This is a genomic window from Nonomuraea sp. NPDC050202 (genome assembly GCF_040656115.1).
In the GTDB taxonomy this organism is placed as follows: Bacteria; Actinomycetota; Actinomycetes; order Streptosporangiales; family Streptosporangiaceae; genus Nonomuraea.
The window spans coordinates 1-19533 of record NZ_JBFALF010000033.1; the positions used below are offsets into that span (position 1 = coordinate 1).

General features: G+C 71.6%; 20 protein-coding genes. 13 read left to right on the forward strand and 7 right to left on the reverse strand.

Translation table 11 applies throughout. The features are described 5' to 3' along the window. Nucleotides 1–2490: CARDB domain-containing protein (locus AB0I79_RS48220; protein ID WP_357888777.1), on the forward strand; the 2490-nt coding region annotated here is incomplete at its 5' end. Here AB0I79_RS48220 and AB0I79_RS48225 read toward each other — a convergent pair. Next, complete coding sequence (locus tag AB0I79_RS48225; protein ID WP_357888780.1) at nt 2487–3359, reverse strand: sugar kinase; 873 nt, start codon at nt 3357–3359, stop codon at nt 2487–2489. The two genes, AB0I79_RS48220 and AB0I79_RS48225, sit on opposite strands and share 4 nt — an antisense overlap. A gap of 191 nt (nt 3360–3550) precedes the next feature. On the opposite strand from AB0I79_RS48225, the gene AB0I79_RS48230 reads away from it, so the two are divergent. From AB0I79_RS48230 to AB0I79_RS48245, 4 genes are all read left to right on the forward strand, one after another. Continuing rightward, nucleotides 3551–4285, forward strand: a complete 735-nt coding sequence (locus AB0I79_RS48230) for a hypothetical protein (RefSeq protein ID WP_357888783.1) — start codon at nt 3551–3553, stop codon at nt 4283–4285. A gap of 146 nt (nt 4286–4431) precedes the next feature. Further along, complete coding sequence (locus AB0I79_RS48235) at nt 4432–5127, forward strand: DUF4344 domain-containing metallopeptidase (protein ID WP_357888786.1); 696 nt, start codon at nt 4432–4434, stop codon at nt 5125–5127. A 16-nt stretch (nt 5128–5143) separates the two neighbouring features. Further along, nucleotides 5144–5848 carry a maleylpyruvate isomerase family mycothiol-dependent enzyme gene (locus tag AB0I79_RS48240; protein ID WP_357888789.1) on the forward strand — a complete coding sequence of 235 codons (705 nt, stop codon included), beginning with the start codon at nt 5144–5146 and terminating at the stop codon, nt 5846–5848. A 10-nt stretch (nt 5849–5858) separates the two neighbouring features. Beyond that, nucleotides 5859–6116 (forward strand): DUF6343 family protein, encoded by a 258-nt coding sequence (locus tag AB0I79_RS48245; RefSeq protein ID WP_357888792.1) that lies wholly within the window; start codon nt 5859–5861, stop codon nt 6114–6116. On the opposite strand, the gene AB0I79_RS48250 is transcribed toward AB0I79_RS48245, so the two are convergent. Further along, complete coding sequence (locus AB0I79_RS48250) at nt 6087–6329, reverse strand: DUF3040 domain-containing protein (protein ID WP_357888795.1); 243 nt, start codon at nt 6327–6329, stop codon at nt 6087–6089. The two genes, AB0I79_RS48245 and AB0I79_RS48250, sit on opposite strands and share 30 nt — an antisense overlap. A 127-nt stretch (nt 6330–6456) precedes the next feature. Between AB0I79_RS48250 and AB0I79_RS48255 the strand changes: the two genes are divergently transcribed. Further along, on the forward strand, nt 6457–7050 hold the full coding sequence (locus AB0I79_RS48255; protein ID WP_357888798.1) for a TetR/AcrR family transcriptional regulator: 594 nt from the start codon (nt 6457–6459) through the stop codon (nt 7048–7050). A gap of 6 nt (nt 7051–7056) precedes the next feature. Here the strand turns inward: AB0I79_RS48255 and AB0I79_RS48260 are convergent, their stop codons facing one another. The 3 genes from AB0I79_RS48260 to AB0I79_RS48270 are packed head-to-tail and all read right to left on the reverse strand — an operon-like array spanning nt 7057 to nt 9027. After that, nucleotides 7057–8004: a DUF1152 domain-containing protein gene (locus AB0I79_RS48260; protein ID WP_357888801.1), complete on the reverse strand. Its 948-nt coding sequence runs from the start codon at nt 8002–8004 to the stop codon at nt 7057–7059. An 8-nt stretch (nt 8005–8012) separates the two neighbouring features. Continuing rightward, nucleotides 8013–8258, reverse strand: a complete 246-nt coding sequence (locus AB0I79_RS48265; RefSeq protein WP_357888804.1) for a type B 50S ribosomal protein L31 — start codon at nt 8256–8258, stop codon at nt 8013–8015. Between the two features lie 28 nt (nt 8259–8286). Beyond that, nucleotides 8287–9027, reverse strand: coding sequence for an SDR family oxidoreductase (locus tag AB0I79_RS48270; protein ID WP_357888807.1), 741 nt, complete (start codon nt 9025–9027; stop codon nt 8287–8289). A 140-nt stretch (nt 9028–9167) separates the two neighbouring features. On the opposite strand from AB0I79_RS48270, the gene AB0I79_RS48275 reads away from it, so the two are divergent. From AB0I79_RS48275 to AB0I79_RS48285, 3 genes are all read left to right on the forward strand, one after another. Beyond that, a complete protein-coding gene (locus AB0I79_RS48275; protein WP_357888810.1) occupies nt 9168–10328 on the forward strand; it encodes an MFS transporter in 1161 nt (386 codons plus the stop codon). Between the two features lie 299 nt (nt 10329–10627). After that, entirely contained in the window at nt 10628–12493 is a 1866-nt protein-coding gene (recQ, locus tag AB0I79_RS48280) for a DNA helicase RecQ (RefSeq protein ID WP_357888812.1), read from the forward strand. 360 nt (nt 12494–12853) lie between these two features. Then, nucleotides 12854–13036, forward strand: coding sequence for a hypothetical protein (locus AB0I79_RS48285; protein WP_357888815.1), 183 nt, complete (start codon nt 12854–12856; stop codon nt 13034–13036). Nucleotides 13037–13181: 145 nt separating this feature from the next. Here AB0I79_RS48285 and AB0I79_RS48290 read toward each other — a convergent pair whose 3' ends face one another. Then, on the reverse strand, nt 13182–14255 hold the full coding sequence (locus tag AB0I79_RS48290; protein ID WP_357888818.1) for a hypothetical protein: 1074 nt from the start codon (nt 14253–14255) through the stop codon (nt 13182–13184). A gap of 144 nt (nt 14256–14399) precedes the next feature. On the opposite strand from AB0I79_RS48290, the gene AB0I79_RS48295 reads away from it, so the two are divergent. Both AB0I79_RS48295 and AB0I79_RS48300 read left to right on the forward strand, forming a co-directional pair. Beyond that, nucleotides 14400–16022, forward strand: coding sequence for a CocE/NonD family hydrolase (locus AB0I79_RS48295; RefSeq protein ID WP_357888821.1), 1623 nt, complete (start codon nt 14400–14402; stop codon nt 16020–16022). A 322-nt stretch (nt 16023–16344) separates the two neighbouring features. Then, nucleotides 16345–16680, forward strand: a complete 336-nt coding sequence (locus AB0I79_RS48300) for a hypothetical protein (protein ID WP_357888824.1) — start codon at nt 16345–16347, stop codon at nt 16678–16680. Between the two features lie 397 nt (nt 16681–17077). Here AB0I79_RS48300 and AB0I79_RS48305 read toward each other — a convergent pair whose 3' ends face one another. After that, a complete protein-coding gene (locus tag AB0I79_RS48305) occupies nt 17078–17890 on the reverse strand; it encodes a lysophospholipase (protein ID WP_357888827.1) in 813 nt (270 codons plus the stop codon). Between the two features lie 105 nt (nt 17891–17995). On the opposite strand from AB0I79_RS48305, the gene AB0I79_RS48310 reads away from it, so the two are divergent. Together AB0I79_RS48310 and AB0I79_RS48315 are read left to right on the forward strand one after the other, a co-directional pair. Next, the gene (locus AB0I79_RS48310; RefSeq protein WP_357888830.1) at nt 17996–18622 is read left to right on the forward strand and encodes a methylated-DNA--[protein]-cysteine S-methyltransferase; all 627 of its coding nucleotides are present in this window, start codon (nt 17996–17998) and stop codon (nt 18620–18622) included. Beyond that, on the forward strand, nt 18619–19464 hold the full coding sequence (locus AB0I79_RS48315) for a 2OG-Fe(II) oxygenase (RefSeq protein ID WP_357888833.1): 846 nt from the start codon (nt 18619–18621) through the stop codon (nt 19462–19464). Before AB0I79_RS48310 ends, AB0I79_RS48315 begins: the two co-directional genes overlap by 4 nt. The last annotated feature ends 69 nt before the right edge of the window (nt 19465–19533 follow it).

Below are 19533 nucleotides of genomic sequence, written 5' to 3' on the forward strand. Positions count from 1 at the left end.
GACCCGGCCACGGGCAACACCGTGACCATCCCGGTCACCGGCAGGGCCGCCGACGTGCGGCTGCAGTTCACCGCCAACTCCGGCGCCCCCAGCGGGCAGGTGGCCGAGTTCCAGATCTTCGGCACCCCCGCGCCCAACCCCGACCTGACCGTGTCGGGCCTGACCTCCTCACCGGCGGTCCCGGTCGAGACCGACGCGGTGACGCTGTCGGCCACGGTCAGGAACGCCGGCACCGCCGCCTCCGCCGCCACCTCGGTCACCTTCTACGCGGGCACCACCAAGGTGGGCAGCGCCGGCGTGGGCGCGCTGGCCGCCGGGGCGTCCGCCACCGTGTCGGCGAACATCGGGGCCAGGGACGCGGGCACGTACCAGCTCTCGGCCAAGGTGGACGAGAGCGGCCAGGTCGCCGAGCAGAACGAGGCCAACAACAGCACGACCGGCACGCTCACCGTGAGGCCCGTCGACACGGCCGACCTGATCGCCTCCCCCGTCGCCTGGACGCCGGGCAACCCGGCCGCGGGCACCCCGGTGACGTTCTCCGTCGCGATCAGGAACCAGGGCACCGTGGCCTCCAGCGGCGGCGCGCACGGCATCACGCTGACCGTCACCGACGACTCCGGCGCCGTCGTCAGGACGCTGACCGGCTCCACCAGTGGCGCGATCGCCGCCGGGGCCACCACGAGCCCGGTGACCCTGGGCACGTGGACGGCGGCCAACGGCAAGTACACGGTCAGGACGGTGCTCGCCGACGACCCCAACGAGCTGCCGGTCAAGCGGGCCAACAACACCAGCACGCTGCCGCTGTTCGTGGGTCGCGGCGCGAACATGCCGTACGACACCTACGAGGGCGAGGACGCCACCATCGGCGGCGGCGCGGCCCGCGTCGGCCCCAGCAGGGACATCGGCACGATCGCCGGCGAGGCGTCGGGACGGCGCGCGGTCACGCTCAACCAGACCGGCGCGTACGTCGAGTTCACCACCAGGGCCGACACCAACACCCTGGTCACCCGCTTCTCGATGCCGGACGCGCCGGGCGGCGGCGGGCTCAACTCGACCCTGAACGTCTACGTCAACGGCTCCTTCCTCAAGGCCGTCAACCTGACCTCGCGCTACGCCTGGCTGTACGGCCCGGAGGCGAGCCCGAACAACAACCCCGGCTCCGGCCCGCCCAGGCACATCTACGACGAGGCGAACCTGCTGCTCGGCACCACCGTCCCGAAGGGCAGCAAGATCAGGCTGCAGAAGGACGCGGCCAACTCGCTGAACTACGCGATCGACTTCGTGGACTTCGAGCTGGCCACCCAGGTCGCGAACCCGGACCCGGCGAAGTACGCCGTACCGGCCGGATTCACCCACCAGGACGTGCAGAACGCGCTGGACAAGGCCCGCATGGACGCCAACCTGACCGGCGTCTACCTGCCGCCCGGCGACTACCAGACCAACGGCAAGTTCCAGGTGTACGGCAAGACGGTCAAGGTCGTCGGGGCGGGCCCGTGGTTCACCAGGTTCCACGCGCCGTCCGGCCAGTCGAACACCGACATCGGCTTCCGCGCCGAGGCCACGGCCAACGGCTCGACGTTCGCGGGCTTCGCCTACTTCGGCAACTACGTCGAGCGCATCGACGGCCCGGGCAAGGTGTTCGACTTCAACAACGTGTCCGGCATGACGATCGACGACGTCTGGATCGAGCACCAGATCTGCATGTTGTGGGGCTCCAACACGGACAACCTGACGATCAAGAACGCGCGGATCCGCAACGTGTTCGCCGACGGCCTGAACATGACCAACGGCAGCACCGGCAACCACGTCACCAACATCGAGACCAGGTCCACGGGCGACGACAGCTTCGCGCTGTTCTCGGCCATCGACAACAACTCGGGCGAGCAGTTCGGCAACGTCTACGAGAACCTGACCTCGCTGCTGACCTGGCGGGCCGCGGGCCTGGCCGTGTACGGCGGCTACGGCAACACCTTCAGGAACATCTACGTGGCCGACACGCTGGTGTACTCGGGCGTCACGATCAGCTCGCTGGACTTCGGGATCCCGATGCACGGCTTCGGCGCCAGCCCGCCCACGACCTTCGACAACATCTCGCTGGTCCGGGCCGGCGGGCACTTCTGGGGGCAGCAGACGTTCCCGGCGATGTGGCTGTTCTCCTCTTCGAAGGTGTTCCAGGGAATCCGGGTCAGCAATCTGGACATCGTGGACCCGACGTACAGCGGGATCATGTTCCAGACCGGCTACTCGAACCCCTCGACGCCGCTGAACCCGATCAAGGACACGGTCTTCACGAACGTGTCGATCAGCGGGGCGCAGAAGAGCGGTGACGCCTTCGACGCCAAGTCAGGGTTCGGCATCTGGGTGAACGAGCTGCCCGAGCCCGGCCAGGGCCCGGCGGTCGGCTCGGCCACCTTCAACAACCTGCGGTTCAGCAACAACCATCAGAACGTCAAGAACACGACCTCGACGTTCACGCTGAACATCAACTAGAGCTCGGCCCTGGTGGGCAACCCCTGCCAGTCGCTCACGCTGGTCACCGCGGCGGCGCTCAGCAGCGCCCCGCGGTGCAGGCGTTCCTGGGGAAGGAGACCGTCGAGCGCGGCGCTGATGTACCCGGCCGCGAACGCCTCCCCCGATCCCGCGGTGTCCACCACGGGGACCTCCCAGCCCTGCACGTCGTAGCGCATGCGGTCGGCCCGCACGCTGGCGCCCTTCGCCCCGCGGTCCACCACGACCTCCCGCTCGGGGGTGAGGGCGGGCTTGACCAGGTCGAGCTCGTCCTGGCGGAGGAAGAGCAGGTGCGCCTCGCAGGCCAGCTCGCTGAGCACCTCCTCGGCCTCGCGCACCGAGGGCCATAGCTCGGGGACGTACTCGACGGAGAACGAGATCGCCACCTCGGCGTTCCTGGCAGCGGTGATGGCGGCGCGCACGGCGTCCTGCGCGTCCCGGCCCAGGGCCGCCGTGAGGCCGGTGACGTGCAGCATCCGGGAGGCAGCGATCCGGTCGATGGGCACGTTGCCCGGCGAGAGCAGCGCGCCGGCGGAGCCGGTGCGGTAGTGCGTCACGGCGAGCTCGCGGCCGACGCGCGACTCCCGCAGGAGCAGCCCCGTGCGGGCGCCCTCGGCCACGCGCATGTCCGCCACGTCCACGCCCTCGCCCCGCAGGACGGTCAGGGCCCTGGCGCCCAGCTCCTCATCGGCCACCTTGCCCAGGTACGCGCAGCGGTGCCCGAGCCGGGCCAGGGCGATGGCCAGCGTGAACTCTGGCCCGCAGACGTCCAGCCTGGCCTCGTTCTCGTGGCGGACCCGGCCGCTGGAGACCACTCCCAGAGGCTCGCCCAGCGTGTAGACGTCCGTCATGCGCCAGACTGTAGCCGGTCAAGTCAACCCAAAACCGATTTTTCCGCATAAGCCCTGGTTAAGACCGTGATCAAATATTTTCTGTAACTTTAGCCAACTTTTCCCCTTGATCGTGCCTCAAAGTAGTAGAGGGAGTCGGTCACCCCGAAACCGGCTCCGAAGTCAATACGGGGAGAGGAATCAGCACCCTCATGAGGAAGATCGCAGTAGGTATCCTTTCCGCCACTATCGGCGGTGCCATGCTGGTGTCGGGCGCGGGAATCGCCTCCGCCGCCACCAAGGCAGACACTCAGCTCGTGATCCGCGACATCAGCCCGAACCCGGTCGTGGTCAAGCAGGGCTCCGAGACGACGGCGTACTTCGACGTCGGCGCCAGCTCCGACGTCCAGAAGGTCGAGCTCAGCGTCGCCCCCGCGGAGAACAACTTCCGCACGATGCGTACCAAGGACATCAAGGACCTCGAGGGCTGGCGTTGGGCCATCGGGTTCAACGAGAACGACTACGCCGGCAAGTGGAAGGCCACCGCCGTGGCCTTCGACAAGGACGGCAAGGAGATCGCCAAGGACGACGCGTTCTTCTCGGTCGAGGTCGAGAAGGGCAAGCTCGAGACCACGATCTCGCGCTTCAGCGCCGACCCGTACAAGGTCCGCAAGGGCAAGTCGATCCACTTCTCCGGCCGTCTCCTGGTGGACGACGACGGCTGGGAGGGTGTCCGCGGCGAGAAGGTCAACATCTACTACAAGGCCAACTACCGCAGTGGCTGGAAGTGGGTCGCCTCCGACTGGACCGGTCGCGGCGGCAAGTTCTACGCCAAGACGAAGGCCTACAAGAGCGGCACGTTCCGTGCCGTGTACAGCGGTGACGACGAGCTCGAGGGCGCCAAGAGCCGCTCGGACTACGTGCGCGTCTACTCCTGGCGCCGGTAGTTCCACCAGTTACTGAATCACCACGCTGAGGCCCAGCCCTTCGGGGCTGGGCCTCCGGCTTTTTCGCCTCCGGCAGGTTTAGCGATCACGCATTCGTCGCATGGGAAGTCCCATTGCGTTGATCGAACCCCCGAAGGAGCCCACGCATGCCGCATCCCGTGATCGCCCTCGTCCTGAGCATGACGAGCACGCTGGGAGCGGCCCCCTCCGCGGAGCTGTCCGTACGGTACGAGCGCCCCGACTCACCCCGCGCCGAGCGGGCCCAGCGGCTGCTGAAGGACAGCGACGCGCTGAAGACCGAGGTCCGGCTGCCCGAGCAGGTCACGGTCGTCGCCCGCGACTGCGACGCGCCGAAGGCCGGCTGGGACCACGGCAAGCGCGAGATCACGATCTGCTACTCGCTGGTGGACCAGGTGAACCGCACGATCAAGGGCATCTCCCAGACCGAGGAGACCGGCGAGAAGGCCACCAGGGCGCGCATGCGCGGCGCCCTGTCCGTGCTCTTCCACCACCAGCTCGGCCACGCGCTGACCACGCTCAACGGCATGACCGACGACGAGGGGCAGGCCGACCGGTTCGCCGCGCTGACGCTGACGGCCGACAACCCCGGACGGGTGGTGGCCGCCGCCGAGGCCCGCCACCTGCTCGCCGGGCACGCCGGCCTCGACCACCTGTCAGGCATGGCGGAGTCGGCCACGTTCGCCTGCCTGCTCTACGGTGCCGACCCGGGCAGGTACGGCAAGATCGCCAAGGGCGGCTGGGTGCCGGCCGGGCGCGCGCCGGCCTGCGCCGACGAGTACAGCAGGGTCAGGTCCGCCATCGGCGATAAAGTCAAGACCTGAGGGGTAGCGTCCGGGTATGGCCCATGACCTGCTCAAAGACTTCGACCCGTTCGACATCTTCGACGCCGAGGCCGCCAGGCTCGACCGGTACTTCTCCGGTCTGGACGACGCCGGCTGGCGGCGGCCGTCCCGGTGCGAGGGCTGGTCGGTCCGCGACGTGCTGGCGCACCTGGCGGGCGAGGAGCTGTACAACCACGCCTGCCTCGACGGGACCGTGGAGGACCTGATGGGCCGGCTGGCCGACGCGGGCATCGGCGGCTACAACGACTTCAACGAGTGGTGCGTGCGCGAGCGCGGGGCCCTGCCCGTGGAAGAGGTCCTGGCGGAGTGGCGCACGAAGAACGGCGAGACGCGCGAGCGCATGCGGGCGCTGGGCCGCCACGCCATGCTCGACACGATGGCCGGGCCGTACCCCGTCGGGCAGCAGGCCTTCCACTACGACTCCGAGTACGCCACCCACGCCGACGACGTGGGCGCGCCCGTCGCCGAGGGCGAGGTCGACGACCGGACCCTGTGGCGGATGGCGGTCGGCCGGTTCGTGCTGGCGGAGCAGGACGCCAAGGTGCAGGTGGAGCAGACGGCCGACGAGATCTTCGCCGCCGTGGACGGGGTCACCGCCAACCTGTCGTACCCGGAGTTCGTCGAGGCCACGGTGGGCCGGCTGCCGGCCTCGCACCACCTCGACCCGCGTATCGCCTCGGCACTGAGGTGCCTGGCCTGAGGAGGAGGTCATGTGGCTGCGTAACCGCGAGGGGACCGAGCCGGTGACGGCCCGCAGCCCGCTGCGTGCCCGGCGCGTCCTGTCGCTCGTCGCCCTGGTGTTCGGGATCGTGGCGGCGGTGTTCTGCACCGTCCTGGCCATGCGTACCGGCGAGGAGGTGTGGCGCTGGGAGGCCGCCATCGCCGCCCTGGTGGCCGTGTGCGCCGCCATCAGCCTGCTGGTGCTGCGGCACCACCGCTCAGGTGGTCAGCACGGCAAGCAGCAGTAGCACGATCACCACCGCGGCCGCCCAGAACAGCACCCAGACGCGGGCCAGCGCCCACATGCGCAACCGGTCGCCGTAGGGCTGCAGGGGCAGCGGCTCGCCGCCTGCCTCGATCCTGTTGATGGCCGCGACGCGCCTGGCCAGCTCGGGGTCGTCCCGTTCGAGGGCGCGCTCGATCTCGGCGAGAATACGGCGTTCCCTTCCGGAGAGACTCATCGCACCACCACTGCTCTCACGCCGTCGACCGTTTCTTACCCACCGGTAGACGCCCGCAAGCCGGGGTGTTGACCCGCGCTTGGTGATCACGCACTGTGGTGGCATCGGAACTGTGGATGATGAGGGCATGTCGACACCGCGGCAGCGTTACCGGGAACAGGTCAGGAGGGAGATCAAGCAGGCCGCGCTCGCCCGGATCGGCGCGGGCGAGCCGCTGAGCCTGACGGCGGTGGCCAGGCGCCTGGGCATGACGGGGCCCGCCCTCTACAAGTACTTCGCGAGCCGCGACGAGCTGATCGCCGAGCTGGTCCAGGACGGGCTGGGCGAGCTGGCGGCGGCCGTGCGCGCCGGAGCCCTGCCGGAGGGCGGGCCGCGTGAGCGGCTGCACGCGCTGGCGCGGGCGTTCCACGGCTGGGCCGTGGCGCGTCCCGGCCTGTTCCTGCTCGTGTCCTCGGCGCCCACCCTGGCGGGCGTCGAGGAGGTGCTCGGGCCGTTCCTGCCGGTGTTCGCGCAGGCGCGATCGGCGCCCGCACTGGACGGGCTGCCCGCGTGGGCGCACGTGCAGGAAGGTGACCCGGTGGCGGCGCTGACCGGGGCCGTCCTGGTGTGGACCAGGTTGCAGGGGGTGCTCAGCGTGGAGCTGCGAGGCCCGTTCGCCGGGGTCGGGACGGCGTTGCTGGCGGCCGAGATCGACTCGCTCGCCGACACCATGGGCCTGTAGCGCTGCCTAGTGCGGGAACGCCTTCGGCGGCCGGGGCGTCACCTCGTCGCGGAACGCCTCGATGACGGAGACGACCTGGCGCATGAGCACGGTGTCGTGGAGGCGGTCCAGGTAGAGCGAGCGCCTGGCCAGCGCGTCGAGGTCCACGGCGAAGTAGACGGCCATCAGCGGGTTGACGAACAGCTCGCTGCCCTTCGTCCTGTCGGTGAAGCGCACGTCCCCGAACTCGCCGCGCACCGCCGCCGCGATCGAGCCGTTCACGATGCTCGGGTACGCGGGCAGCTCCGCCTGGGCGTGCGCGACGGCGTCGAGGTAGAGCGCGCCCGCCTGCGTGGACCGGGAGACGGAGAACGCGCCGAGGTAGGCGCCGTCGCGTTCGAGTGCCGCCAGGTTCTCCAGCACCTGTACGTGGTTCACGCCGTGGTAGGCGTCCACGCCGAAGCCCAGGCAGACCACCGCCTTCTCCGGCACGTCGAGCGCGTGCACGGCGGCCAGGCTCGTCATGTCGTCGGCCGGGGTGCCGAGGCCGGCCTCGTCACCGCGCATGAGGATGTCGGTGCCGCCGTCCACCAGGACCACCGCGTCCAGGCCGAGGTGCTCGGCGAGCTTGGCGTACGCGGCGCGCAGCGGCCGGACACCGACCTTGGGGAAGGCGTACACGGTGGACGGCCGGCCGTGCGCCGCCAGCCAGCGGGACAGGCAGCCCTCGGGGAAGTACCAGTCGCGGGCCTCGGTGTCCGGGTGGATCTCCGCGACGTCCTCGAACAGCCAGACGTCCAGGTCGAGGGCGTCGAGATGGCTGAACGACAGGTTCGCCAGGTGCACCTCCTTGCCCGCTTCCTGCAAGGAGAACGCGAGGGGTAACCCGGCGTACACGTCGGAGCCCCCGCCCGCGCCGGCGACGAGGATCCGGCTGGAACGCTCAAGCCGGGCGGACAGGGGCGAGCCGAACATGCCTCACATCATGCCCTGCCATAACGCTGGTTGAAGCGCTCGACGCGGCCGGCGGTGTCGAGGATGCGGCCACGGCCCGTGTAGAAGGGGTGGCTGGCGGACGAGACGTCCACGTCGACGACCGGGTACGTCCTGCCGTCCTCCCACTCGATCGTCCTGTCGCTGGTCAGGGTCGAGCGGGTGAGGAAGGCGAAGCCGACGCTCGGGTCACGGAAGACGATCGGACGGTACTGGGGGTGCAGGTTCTTCTTCATGGCCCCTGCAACCAGGCGACAACGGTTTTCATTCCCTGGCTTCCGGATCCAGCCCGAGCACGGTACGGCCACCGTCCACCGGGATCGTGGCGCCGTTGACGAAGGCGGCGTCCGGGGAGAGCAGGTGCGCCACCACGGAGGCCACCTCCGCCGGGGTGGCGACCCGGCCCAGCGGATGCAGCCTGGCCAGCTCCGCCTCCATCTCCGGCGTGCGCTGCCTCTCGTACCGCTCCGTGGCCACCGAGCCGGGTGCCACGGCGTTGACCCGGATGCCCTGCCTGCCGTACTCGACCGCGAGCGCCCTGGTCAGGCCCTCCGTCGCGGCCTTCGCCGTGGAGTAGGGGAGGCTGCCGGGCACGGCCCTGGAGGCCTGGTGCGAGGTGACGTTCACGATGGCGCCCGGGGTGCCGGCCTCCAGGAAGTGGCGCACGGCGGTGGCACAGCCCACCACGGCCAGGTCGAGGTTGGCCGCGATCAGCGCTCTGACCTCGGAGATCGGGGAGGAGTGCACGGAGGCGTCCCGGAACACGGCGGCGTTGTTGACCCAGCCGGCCAGGGTGCCCGACTCCTGGGCCAGGTCGGCGGCCCAGGCGGCGACCTCCTCGTCCGCCGCGTCGCCGATCACCGGGACGACCCGGGGGCCCGCCCAGTCGAGGGCGTCCTTGTCGTGCTCGATGACCACCACGACGTTCCGGTCTCCGAGGAGCCGCTCGACCACGGCCCTGCCGATGCCGCGCCCGCCGCCGGTCACCACGTACGAAAGAGTCATGATCCGACGTTATGACGGCAAGGCGGGAATTCGCGGGAATTATTCGGTGGCGAAGTGACCTTTATCACCGTATTTACGGCAGATGAACGGGAACAAATCACAGCGTGATCGCCACCGCAGGACCGAAAGCGCCCGCGCGAATGATCGGCGCACTCGCGATCACGCAGACCGCCGGATACGGCATTCTCTATTACGCGTTCTCCGTGTTCATCCCGCCCATGTCGCGCGAGCTCCAGGCCGGGGTCGCGCAGCTCACCGGGGCGATCACGCTGTCCGTGCTGGTGTCGGGGCTCGTCGCGCCGCTCGTCGGACGCTGGCTGGACCGGCGCGGCGGGCGGGGGCTGATGACGGCCGGGTCCGTGCTGGGCGCGCTGGCGGTGCTGGCCTGGTCGCAGGTGCGCTCGGTGGTGCAGCTCTACCTCGTGTGCGGGGTGCTGGGCGTGGCGTCGGCCATGGTGCTGTACGAGGCGGCGTTCGCGGTGATCGTGGCCTGGTTCGACGCGGCCCGGCGGGCACGGGCGCTGCTGGCGGTGACGGTGGTGGCAGGGTTCGCCTCCAGCATCTTCCTGCCGCTGACAGGGCTCCTGGTGGAGCTGTACGGGTGGCGGCAGGCGCTGGTCATCCTGGCCATCGGGTACGCGCTGACCGCCGTGCCCCTGCACGGGCTGGCCGTACGGGGCCGGGCCGCGCCCGCCCACGTGGACCGGCGGGAGATCGTGGGGGCGGCGCTGCGCGAACGGCCGTTCTGGCTGCTGGCGGCGGCGTTCCTGACGCAGACGGGCGCCGTGGCGGTCATGGGGGTGCTGCTGGTCACGTACCTGATCACGCTCGGGCATCCGCCCGTGTTCGCGGCCGGCGTGGCCGGGCTGCTCGGGGTGCTGTCGGTGACCGGGCGGCTGGTGACCACCGGGTTGCAGGCGCGGTGGCCGGTGTCGCTGATCACGGCGGCCATGTTCGGGCTGCAGGGGCTGGCGGCCGTGCTGCTGCCGATGGTCGGGCGCGGGGCCGTCGGGGCGGTGGTGGCCGTGGTGCTGTTCGGGCTGGGGTTCGGGGTGGGCACGATCGCGCGGCCCGCGTTGCTCGCCGATCGGTACGGGACGGCCGCGTACGCGTCGTTGAGCGGGGCGCTCGCGCTGCCGATCACGGTGGCCAAGGCCGTGGCGCCGCTGGTGGCGGCCGGGATCGCGCAGGTGGCCGGGTATCCGGCGGTGATGGGGGTGGTGGCGGCGGCCTGCGTACTGGGGGCGCTGTCGCTGGTGGTGTACGACAGGTCGCGACCGGCGGCAGCCCAGGGGTCGTGAGGACCCCCTGGGGTGGACTGCGGCCGCTCGGAGGGCGGGCCGGGGGTGCTCGGATGGCAGGGTTTGCGGGTGCTCAGGTGGCGACGGCTGCGGGTGCTCGGATTGCAGGGTTTGTGGGTGCTCGGGTGCTCAGGTGGCGACGGCTGCGGGTGCTCGGGTGGCGAGGTTGCGGCAGGCGACTGTCGGTCGGGGCGGCTACGATCGATCGCCGAAGGCACGCGGGCAAGCGCCGGCGCTGCCTCTCTCCGCCATCGGCGGAACTGACGATCCGCACATCCCCGAACACGTAAGGTAGCCGCATGGATACCCCCACCGAGGTTCTGAACCGCGTGTTCGGCTACGACTCGTTCCGGGCGGGTCAGCAAGAGATCATCGACCACGTCGTGGCCGGCGGTGACGCGCTCGTCCTGATGCCCACCGGCGGCGGCAAGTCGCTCTGCTACCAGATCCCCGCCCTGGTGCGCAAAGGCGTGGGGGTGGTCATCTCGCCCCTGATCGCGCTGATGCAGGACCAGGTCGACGCGCTGCGGGCGCTCGGCGTGCGGGCGGGGTTCCTCAACTCGACGCAGGGCTTCGACGAGCGGCAGCTCGTGGAGTCGGAGTTCCTGTCCGGGGAGCTCGACCTGCTCTACCTCGCGCCCGAGCGGCTGCGCGTGGACGCCACGCTGCGCCTGCTGGCCAAGGGTGACATCGCGGTGTTCGCCATCGACGAGGCGCACTGCGTGGCCCAGTGGGGTCACGACTTCCGCCCCGACTACCTGGAGCTGTCCAGGCTGCGCGAGCTGTGGCCCGACGTGCCGCGCATCGCGCTGACGGCCACCGCCACGCCGTCCACGCACGCCGAGATCTCCTCCCGGCTCGGCCTCGAGCAGGCTCGCCACTTCGTGGCCAGCTTCGACCGCCCCAACATCCACTACCGCATCACGTCCAAGAGCGAGCCCAAGCGGCAGCTCCTGGAGTTCCTGCGCACCGAGCATCCCGACGAGTCCGGCATCGTCTACTGCCTGTCGCGCTCCTCGGTGGAGAAGATCGCCGAGTTCCTGGTCGACAACGGCATCGCGGCGGTGCCGTACCACGCGGGGCTCGACGCCCGCACCCGCGCCCTCCACCAGGCCCGCTTCCTGCGCGAGGACGGGCTGATCGTGGTGGCCACGATCGCCTTCGGCATGGGCATCGACAAGCCCGACGTGCGCTTCGTGGCCCACCTCGACCTGCCCAAGTCCCTGGAGGGCTACTACCAGGAGACCGGGCGGGCGGGGCGCGACGGGCTGCCCGCGACCGCGTGGATGGCGTACGGGCTGCAGGACGTCGTGCAGCACCGCCGCATGGCGATGGAGGGCGACGACGCCCATCGCCGCCGCCAGGTGCTCCACCTCGACGCGATGCTGGCGCTGTGCGAGACCGTGGGCTGCCGCCGGATGATGCTGCTCGACTACTTCGGGCAGAAGGGGTCGCAGCCGTGCGGCAACTGCGACACCTGCCAGACGCCTCCCGAGTCCTGGGACGGCACGGTCGCGGCGCAGAAGGTGCTGTCCACGGTGCTGCGGCTGCTCAGGGAGCGGCGGCAGAAGTTCGGCGTGGGGCAGGTGGTCGACATCCTGCTCGGCAAGAAGACCGCCAAGGTGCTGCAGCACGGGCACGAGACCCTGAAGGTGTTCGGGGTGGGCACCGATCTGGGCAACGCGGAGTGGCACGGCGTGGTGCGCCAGCTCCTGGCCCAGGGCCTGCTCGCGGTGGAGTCCGACTACGGCGCGCTGGTGCTGACGGACGACAGCGCGGCGGTGCTGCGCGGCCAGCGCGAGGTACACCTGCGCCGCGACGCCCACCGCCCGGCCCGCGCCAGGACCAGCTCCGGCGTCAAGTCCGCCCAGCCCGCGGTGGAGCTGCCCGCCGAGGCCGCCGACCTCTTCGAGCGCCTGCGCTCGTGGCGCGGCGCCACGGCCAAGGAGCAGGGCGTGCCCGCCTACGTCATCTTCCACGACGCGACCCTGCGCGAGATCGCCACCCTGGCGCCCACCTCGCTGGCGGAGCTGAGCAAGGTGAACGGCGTCGGGGAGAACAAGCTGGCCAAGTACGGGGAGCAGGTGCTGCGCACGCTCCACGGGGACGACGCGCCAACGGAGCGGCCGGAGCAGCCGGAGGAGGGCGAGCAGACCTTCCTCTGACGCCCTCCCCGCGCGCTCCGGCGGGCCGCGGTCCACTCGGGCCTGCGACGCCGACCGTGGTCCGCGCTCCCTACGACGCCTGCCGTGGTCCGCGCTCCCTACGACGCCTGCCGTGGTCCGCGCTCCCTACGACGCCTGCCGTGGTCCGCGCTGCCTGCTACTCGCGGGAGATCTCACGCTTGAGCGGACGACGCCGACAGCAAGCTGGTTCATCGCGGCCCCGCCAGCCGTCATGCTGAGCCACCCGCGCCTGCGAAAGGCGGCGTGGTGATGGCGAGCCCGGAAAGGTCGGCGGCGCGCTGGTGGCGAGCACGGACAGGTCGGCGGCGCGCTGGTGGCGAGCACGGAAAGGTGGGTGGCGTGGTGATGGCGAGCCCGGAAGGGTCGGTGGCGGGGGTGATGGCGACGGCCGCACGAAGAACGGTCGTCGCCACCACGTTGATCGGCCTGTCCGCGGCAACCGCGTGCGTGCCGCCTCGCGGATCGGCCGGAAGGTTCCCGTCCCCCTGGCACGGTGTGGTCTGCGTGGTCGTCCCGGCGTGACAGGTCGGCCATTACCGATCTTCTCACCGTATCGGGCATGACGTCGCGGGTTCCGCCAAGTGTGGTGCCGCGATGTGTGGTCTGGCATTGCCGTACAGGGTGATCGTACGGCGTGGCGGCGGCGGATGTGAGTGCGGGCGGTCGTTCAGTTGAGTTCGGGCCAGGCGGGGTGGCGCCCGAGGTGGGCGAGGAGGTGATCTTGAGCCGGAGCGGACATGGGCAGGATCACCGGACGGGCGAACCTCGCGGGGCGGTCGGCGCGGGTGACGAACAGGTGGGCCAGGTCCAGCAGCTCCTCCGCCAGGAGCGGCGGGATCGGGTGGTACTCGCCGCAGGCCCTGGCCACGTCCCAGGCGTGCGCGGTGATCTCGATGGCACCGGCCGCGGCCACCATCGGGCTGGTCAGGTGGCGGTCGTGGATGGTGACGAGGTCGGCGGTGGTCGCGGCGATCCACCGGCCGAGCACCTCCGTGGCGCTGTCCCTGAGCACGAGGGCCGGGTTGCGGGTCCACAGCTCCGGCGCCGACGGTGGACCACCCGCGGCGGCGGCACCCGTCCCGCACCCGGCGGCCGGCCCACCGGCGGGGTCGCATGCGGACGGCGTGGTCGCGCCGCCACGAACGGCAGCCGGCCTGCCGACGCGGTCGCATGCGGACGAGGTGGTCGCGGCGCCCCGAGCGGCAGGCGGCCCACTGACCGAGTCGCTTGCAGGCGGCGTCGTCGCGGCGCCCCGAACAGCAGGCGGCCCGCCGACCGGGTCGCATGCGGGCGGAGTGCCGGCAGGGCCGAGCAGCCCCGCGGCGAGGCCGCTGGGAGCGTCCCGCGGAGGCGCGTTCACGGCGCGGGCGCGCACGGCCGAGTCGGCGGCGCGAGCCCGCGGGGCGGGGTCCGCGGCGCGAGCGTGCGTGGCGGGGTCTGCGGCGCGAGCCCGCGGGGCGGGGTCCGCGGCGCGAGCGTGCGTGGCGGGGTCTGCGGCGCGAGCCCGCGGGGCGGGGTTCACGAGCTCGGGGCCGGTGCGGATGTGACCGGCGGCGGCCTCGTGCAGGGCTTGGAGGGAGTCGTCCAGGTGGTGGAGCAACTGATGGAGGTTCCAAGCCGCGCAGGGCGTGGGGCGGCAGAGTGCCGCGGGGGTCACGATGCGCAAGCTGCCGAGCGCGTAGTCGATCGCCCGTTCCAGCAGCGCCACGCCTGCTGTCAGTGCACGTTTCTGGTCGCTCATGTCGCCTCCTCGTGAATGCAGACCCAGGGGGAGGTGAAAAGTCATCGCCTCCCGAGAGACGCTCGGCCGGAGAGGACGCGAGGGCGCTGTTCGTTCGGAGGGTGAGCCGTACGCTGGGGCGGAGCGGAAGGATCTGCCATGGGGATGCTCAGCAGACTGTTCGATCGACTTCTCGGCCTGCCCGAGGCCACCACTCCCGACCTCGAGATCGCCCGCGACCTGCGCGTTCCGATGCCCGACGGGGTCGTGTTGCACGCCGACCGTTACCGGCCGCGCGGGTCGGAGCCGCTGCCGGTGGTGCTGATCCGCACGCCGTACGGGAGGCACAAGCTGGACGCCAGAGGGACGGCCCGGGTGCTGGCGCGGCGCGGCATGCAGGTCGTGGTGCAGGACGCCAGGGGCACGTTCGGCTCGGGCGGCCGGTTCTCGGCCTTTCATCAGGAGAAGGAGGACGGCCTGGCCACGGCCGCCTGGCTGCGGGAGCAGCCGTGGTGCGACGGGCGGCTGGCGATGGCCGGGGCGAGCTATCTCGGGTTCACGCAGTGGGCGGTCGGGCCCTACCTGGATCCGCCGCTGGAGGCCATGTGCCTGGGGGTGACGGCCAGCGAGTTCAGGACGACGTTCTATCCGGGCGGCGTGTTCGCCCTGCACAACCTGCTGACCTGGGCGGCGCTCATCGGCACGCAGGAGGAGGCGCCGCTGGGCGGGCTGCTGCCCAGTCCGCGCAGGGAGAGGCGGGTGCGGCGGGCCATGGCGCACGTGCCGATCGGCAGGTCGGACGTGGCCGCAATCGGGAAGCAGGTGCCGTTCCTGCGGGAGGCCGCCGCGCACGCCGCGGCGGGCGACACCTTCTGGACGGACGTCGACCACAGCGCCGCCGCGGTCAAGATGACGACGCCGACCAGCATGGTCACCGGCTGGTGGGACCTGCTGCTGCCCGCGCAGCTGCGCGACCACGCCGCGCTGCGCGAGGCCGGGAGGCGCAGCCGCATCCTCATCGGCCCGTGGGGGCACGACCTCGGTGCGATGCGGGCGCTGCTGGCCGAGGAGGTGTCGTGGCTGTCGGCGCACCTGCTCGGTGACACCGCCCAGCTCCAGCGCTCCCCCGTGCGGCTCTACCTGCAGCGGGCCGGCCGCTGGCTGGACTTCGAGCAGTGGCCGCCCCCGCAGTCGGCGCCGACGCCGCTGCACCTGCTGCCGTACGGCAGGCTCGGCTGGAGCGCGCCCGGCGAGGGCGCCCCGGACGTGTTCACCTACGATCCCGCGCGCCCCACCCGCTCGGTGGGCGGGCCGCTCCTGGACATGCGCGAGTCGAAGCAGCGCGACAACCGCGCCATCGAGGCCCGCCCCGACGTGCTCGTCTACACGGGCGCGCCGCTCCCCCGCGATCTGGACCTGATCGGCCCCGTCTCGGCGACCGTGTACGTGCGGACCGACACGGGGCACGCCGACGTGTTCGTCCGGCTGTGCGACGTGGACCCTGCCGGCGTGTCACGCAACGTCACCGACGGCATCCTGCGGCTGCCCGCCGGGAGCGAGGGCGTGGTGAAGGCCGAGGTGGAGCTGCATCCGACGGGGTACCGGTTCCTGCGCGGGCACCGGCTGCGGGTGCAGGTGGCGGGTGGGGCGTTCCCGCGCTTCGCCCGCAACCACGGGACCGGCGAGCCGGTGGGTGAGGCGGTGCGGACGCGGCCGACGCGGTTCGAGATCTTTCATGACGCCGGGCGTCCGTCATCGCTCACGTTGCCCGTTTTCGGGGGCCGGTAGGACGCGTGGAACCTTCCGCTCGTGGCTCGGGTAATGAGGGCGAGGAGGTTCGATGCGGTTGATGAGAGCGTGGGCCGGGGCGGCGTCGGTGGCGGCTGTGGTGATGGTGGCGGGCGGCGGGTGTGCGGGCGGAGCATCGGTAGGTGGCAGCGCCTCCGCACCGGCCGGCGGTGGTGCCTCCCCGCCGGCTGGCGGCAGCGCGTCGGCGCCGGCTGACGGCAGTGCGTCCGCCCCGGCCGGTGGTGCGCGTACGAGCGCGGCTGCCGGTGAGGAGGCGAGCCCGCGTCCGAGTGCTACCGGTGCCGGGTGCAACGGCACGTCGGTGTTCGAGGGGGAGGGCTTTCCCGAGGTGCGCGGGACGGCGCGGGACGCTGAGCTCTGGGGGCTGCTGTTCGTACGGGCGACGCCTCTCAGGGCGGGCGACGAGGTCAAGATCGTATGGCGGATGACCGGAGAAGGGCCGCTGCGGATCCGGGCCGCCCATCCCGACGGGACCGCCGCCGAGCGGGTCTGGGGTCCCGAGGAGCACGGGGGGTCGAGCTGGCGGCGGCCTGGGCAGGAGTGGGGCACCGGGTTCGTGTTCCCGAAGCCGGGCTGCTGGAAGGTCGAGCTGTCCCGGAGCCGGGGGTCGGGCCACGTCTGGCTGCCCGTCCGCTGACGTCCCGCCCGCCGGGGGCAGCGGGCCGGCCTGGCGCGGCGTTTCCCGGCATCGTTGACACGACGCTCGCCGCGAACCAGGACGGCCACCGCCGCCTCGTGGTGGCCGACACGGGGATGTCGGCCTAAGGAGACGGCGTGATCGGGATCTGAGCGAGAGCCGGTTTCGGACACCTACGGCCCACAGACGAGCGCCACGTCACGCCCGGGCAGGGCGGGTGACCTACCCCGCGCGAGCGGGCAGAGGATCACGCTGCGGGCAGGGCGGGTGACCTACGACGCGCGAGCGGGCGGTAGATCTCGCCACGGGCCGAGTGCGTGATCCACGACGCGCGAGCGGGCGGTGCGTCACGCAGCGGGCCGAGTGCATGATCCACGACGCGCGAGCGGGCGGTGGATCACGCGGCAGGCAGGGTGCGGTCGATGAAGGACGTGACGTCGTCCAGGACCTCGTCCTTGTTGGTCTCGTTGAACACCTCGTGCCGAGCCCCCGGATAGATCCTCTCCGTCAGGTCGCTGCCCCTGACCGCCGCGATGCCGGCGCGGCTGCCGGGCAGCGGCACGAGCTGGTCGTCGTCCCCGTGCACCCACAGCGTGGGCAGCGCGCCGAACGTGCCGCCCTTGGCGATGGTGTCCAGGGTCGTCGCGAACGCCTCCAGCGTCGCGCGCTTGAACGGCCCGTGCCAGACCAGCGGGTCGGCGGCGTACGCGGCGCCTACCGACGGGTCGCGGGAGAGCGTGCCCGGGTCGATCGGCACGTCCGGCGGCTCCTCGAACGCCAGCAACCCGGGCACGACCGACCACTCCCCGATCACCGGACCCGACAGGACGAGCGCGGTCAGGCCGGAGGCGTACCGCTGGGCATATCGGGCCGCGATCATGCCGCCCATCGAGTGGCCGATCAGCACGACGGGCACGCCGGGGTGCTCGGCCCTGGCATGCTCCTCGACGGAGTGCACGTCGGTGACCACGTCCTCGAAGTCCTCGACGAGCACCCTGTCACCTTCGGACTTGCCGTGCCCCATGTGGTCGAGGCCGTAGACGGCGGCGCCGTGGCGGACCAGCCGGTCGGCCACGTACTCGTAGCGGCCGATGTGCTCGCCGTACCCGTGGACGAGGATCGCGAGGTATCGCGGCCGCTCATGGGGCCATTCGCGGACCGTGTTGCGGCCCCTCGTGCCGGTGAAGGTGTGCTCGCGTGCTTCCGCCATGCTCACTCCTAGCTCGAAAGTGAGGTGAGCGTACGCCACGGAGGACGACGGCCGCGACGTCCGAAAACCGCCGACCTTCCGGCGCTCGCCGGTGTTGAAGAGAGTATGGACATCTACACCACGATCGACAGCCCGCTGGGCGAGATCCTGCTCGCCGGGGACGGCACGGCACTGACCCGCGTGTCGTTCGACGTGGCCGCCTCGGGGGCCGGAGCGCGGTCAGGGCGAGGGCGGGAGCCGGACGCATCCGCCGATGAGCGGGTGCGGGGAGGGCGTGAGCCAGTCGCATCCGCTGAGCGGCGGGTGACGCGGAAGCGTGAGCCGTTCGCATCCGCTGAGGAGCGGGTGGGGTGGAGGCGCGAGCCGGTCGCGTTCGCCGAGGCGGAGCGGCAGCTCGGCGAGTACTTCGCGGGCGAGCGCACCTCCTTCGACCTGCCGCTCGGCCCGCGCGGCACCGCGTTCCAGGAGCGGGTGTGGGCGGAGCTGGCCGAGCTCCCGTACGGCACCACGATCAGCTACGGCGCGCTCGCCGCGCGCGTCGGCGCACCCGCGGACCGGATCCGCGCCGTGGGCGCGGCCGTCGGCGCGAACCCGCTGCTCGTACTGCTGCCCTGCCACCGCGTCGTCGCCGCCGACGGCGCCCTGACGGGGTACGCGGGCGGCCTCGAACGCAAGCGCGCGCTGCTCACGCTCGAAGGCGTCCTGCAGCCCCAGCTCTGGAGCACGCTGTGAACGCCGAGGAGAAGACCCGCGTGATGGCCGGCGACAGGACCGGCGAGAGGATCGGCGAGAGGGCCGGTGACAGGACCGGCGGGAGGGCCGGCGGGAGGGCCGGCGGGAGGGCCGAGGAGAAGCCCCGCGCGAGGAACGTGCCAGCCGCGAACGTGGCGGCCGCCGACTGGAAGGAGCTGGCGGCCGGCCTGGACGCGTACGGGTGCGCGCTGACGCCGCAGCTCCTCACACCCGAGGAGTGCGCGGAGATCTCCGCCCTGTACGACGAGGCCAGGTTCTTCCGCGCCACCATCGACATGGAGCGCTACCGGTTCGGGGCCGGGCAGTACCGGTACTTCGACCACCCGCTCCCACCCCTGGTGGAGCGGCTGCGGGCGGCATTCTACCCCCGGCTGCTGCCGATCGCCAGGGACTGGGCGGCCCGGCTGGGGCAGCCCGCACCCTGGCCGGACGACTTCGGCGAGTGGCTCGACATGTGTCACCGGGCCGGCCAGACCCGCCCGACCCCCATCCTGCTGCGCTACCGGGAGCACGACTGGAACGCGCTGCACCGCGACCTGTACGGAGACCTGGTGTTCCCGCTGCAGGTGGTGATCGGGCTCGACCGGCCGGGCGAGGACTACACCGGCGGCGAGTTCCTGCTGGTGGAGCAGCGGCCCCGGGCGCAGTCGCGGGGGACGGTGACGCTGCTGCCGCAGGGGCACGGGCTGATCTTCACCACCCGGGACCGTCCCGTCCGGTCGTCGCGCGGCTGGTCGGCCTCGCCCGTGCGGCACGGGGTGAGCACCGTACGGTCCGGGCTGCGGCACACGCTCGGCCTCGTCTTCCACGACGCGAAATGACCCTGATCAGCGCCGATGGCGGGTCGTGGCGATCGCGTCCGCCTGGGACCCTGGAAGGGATGCGCGGCG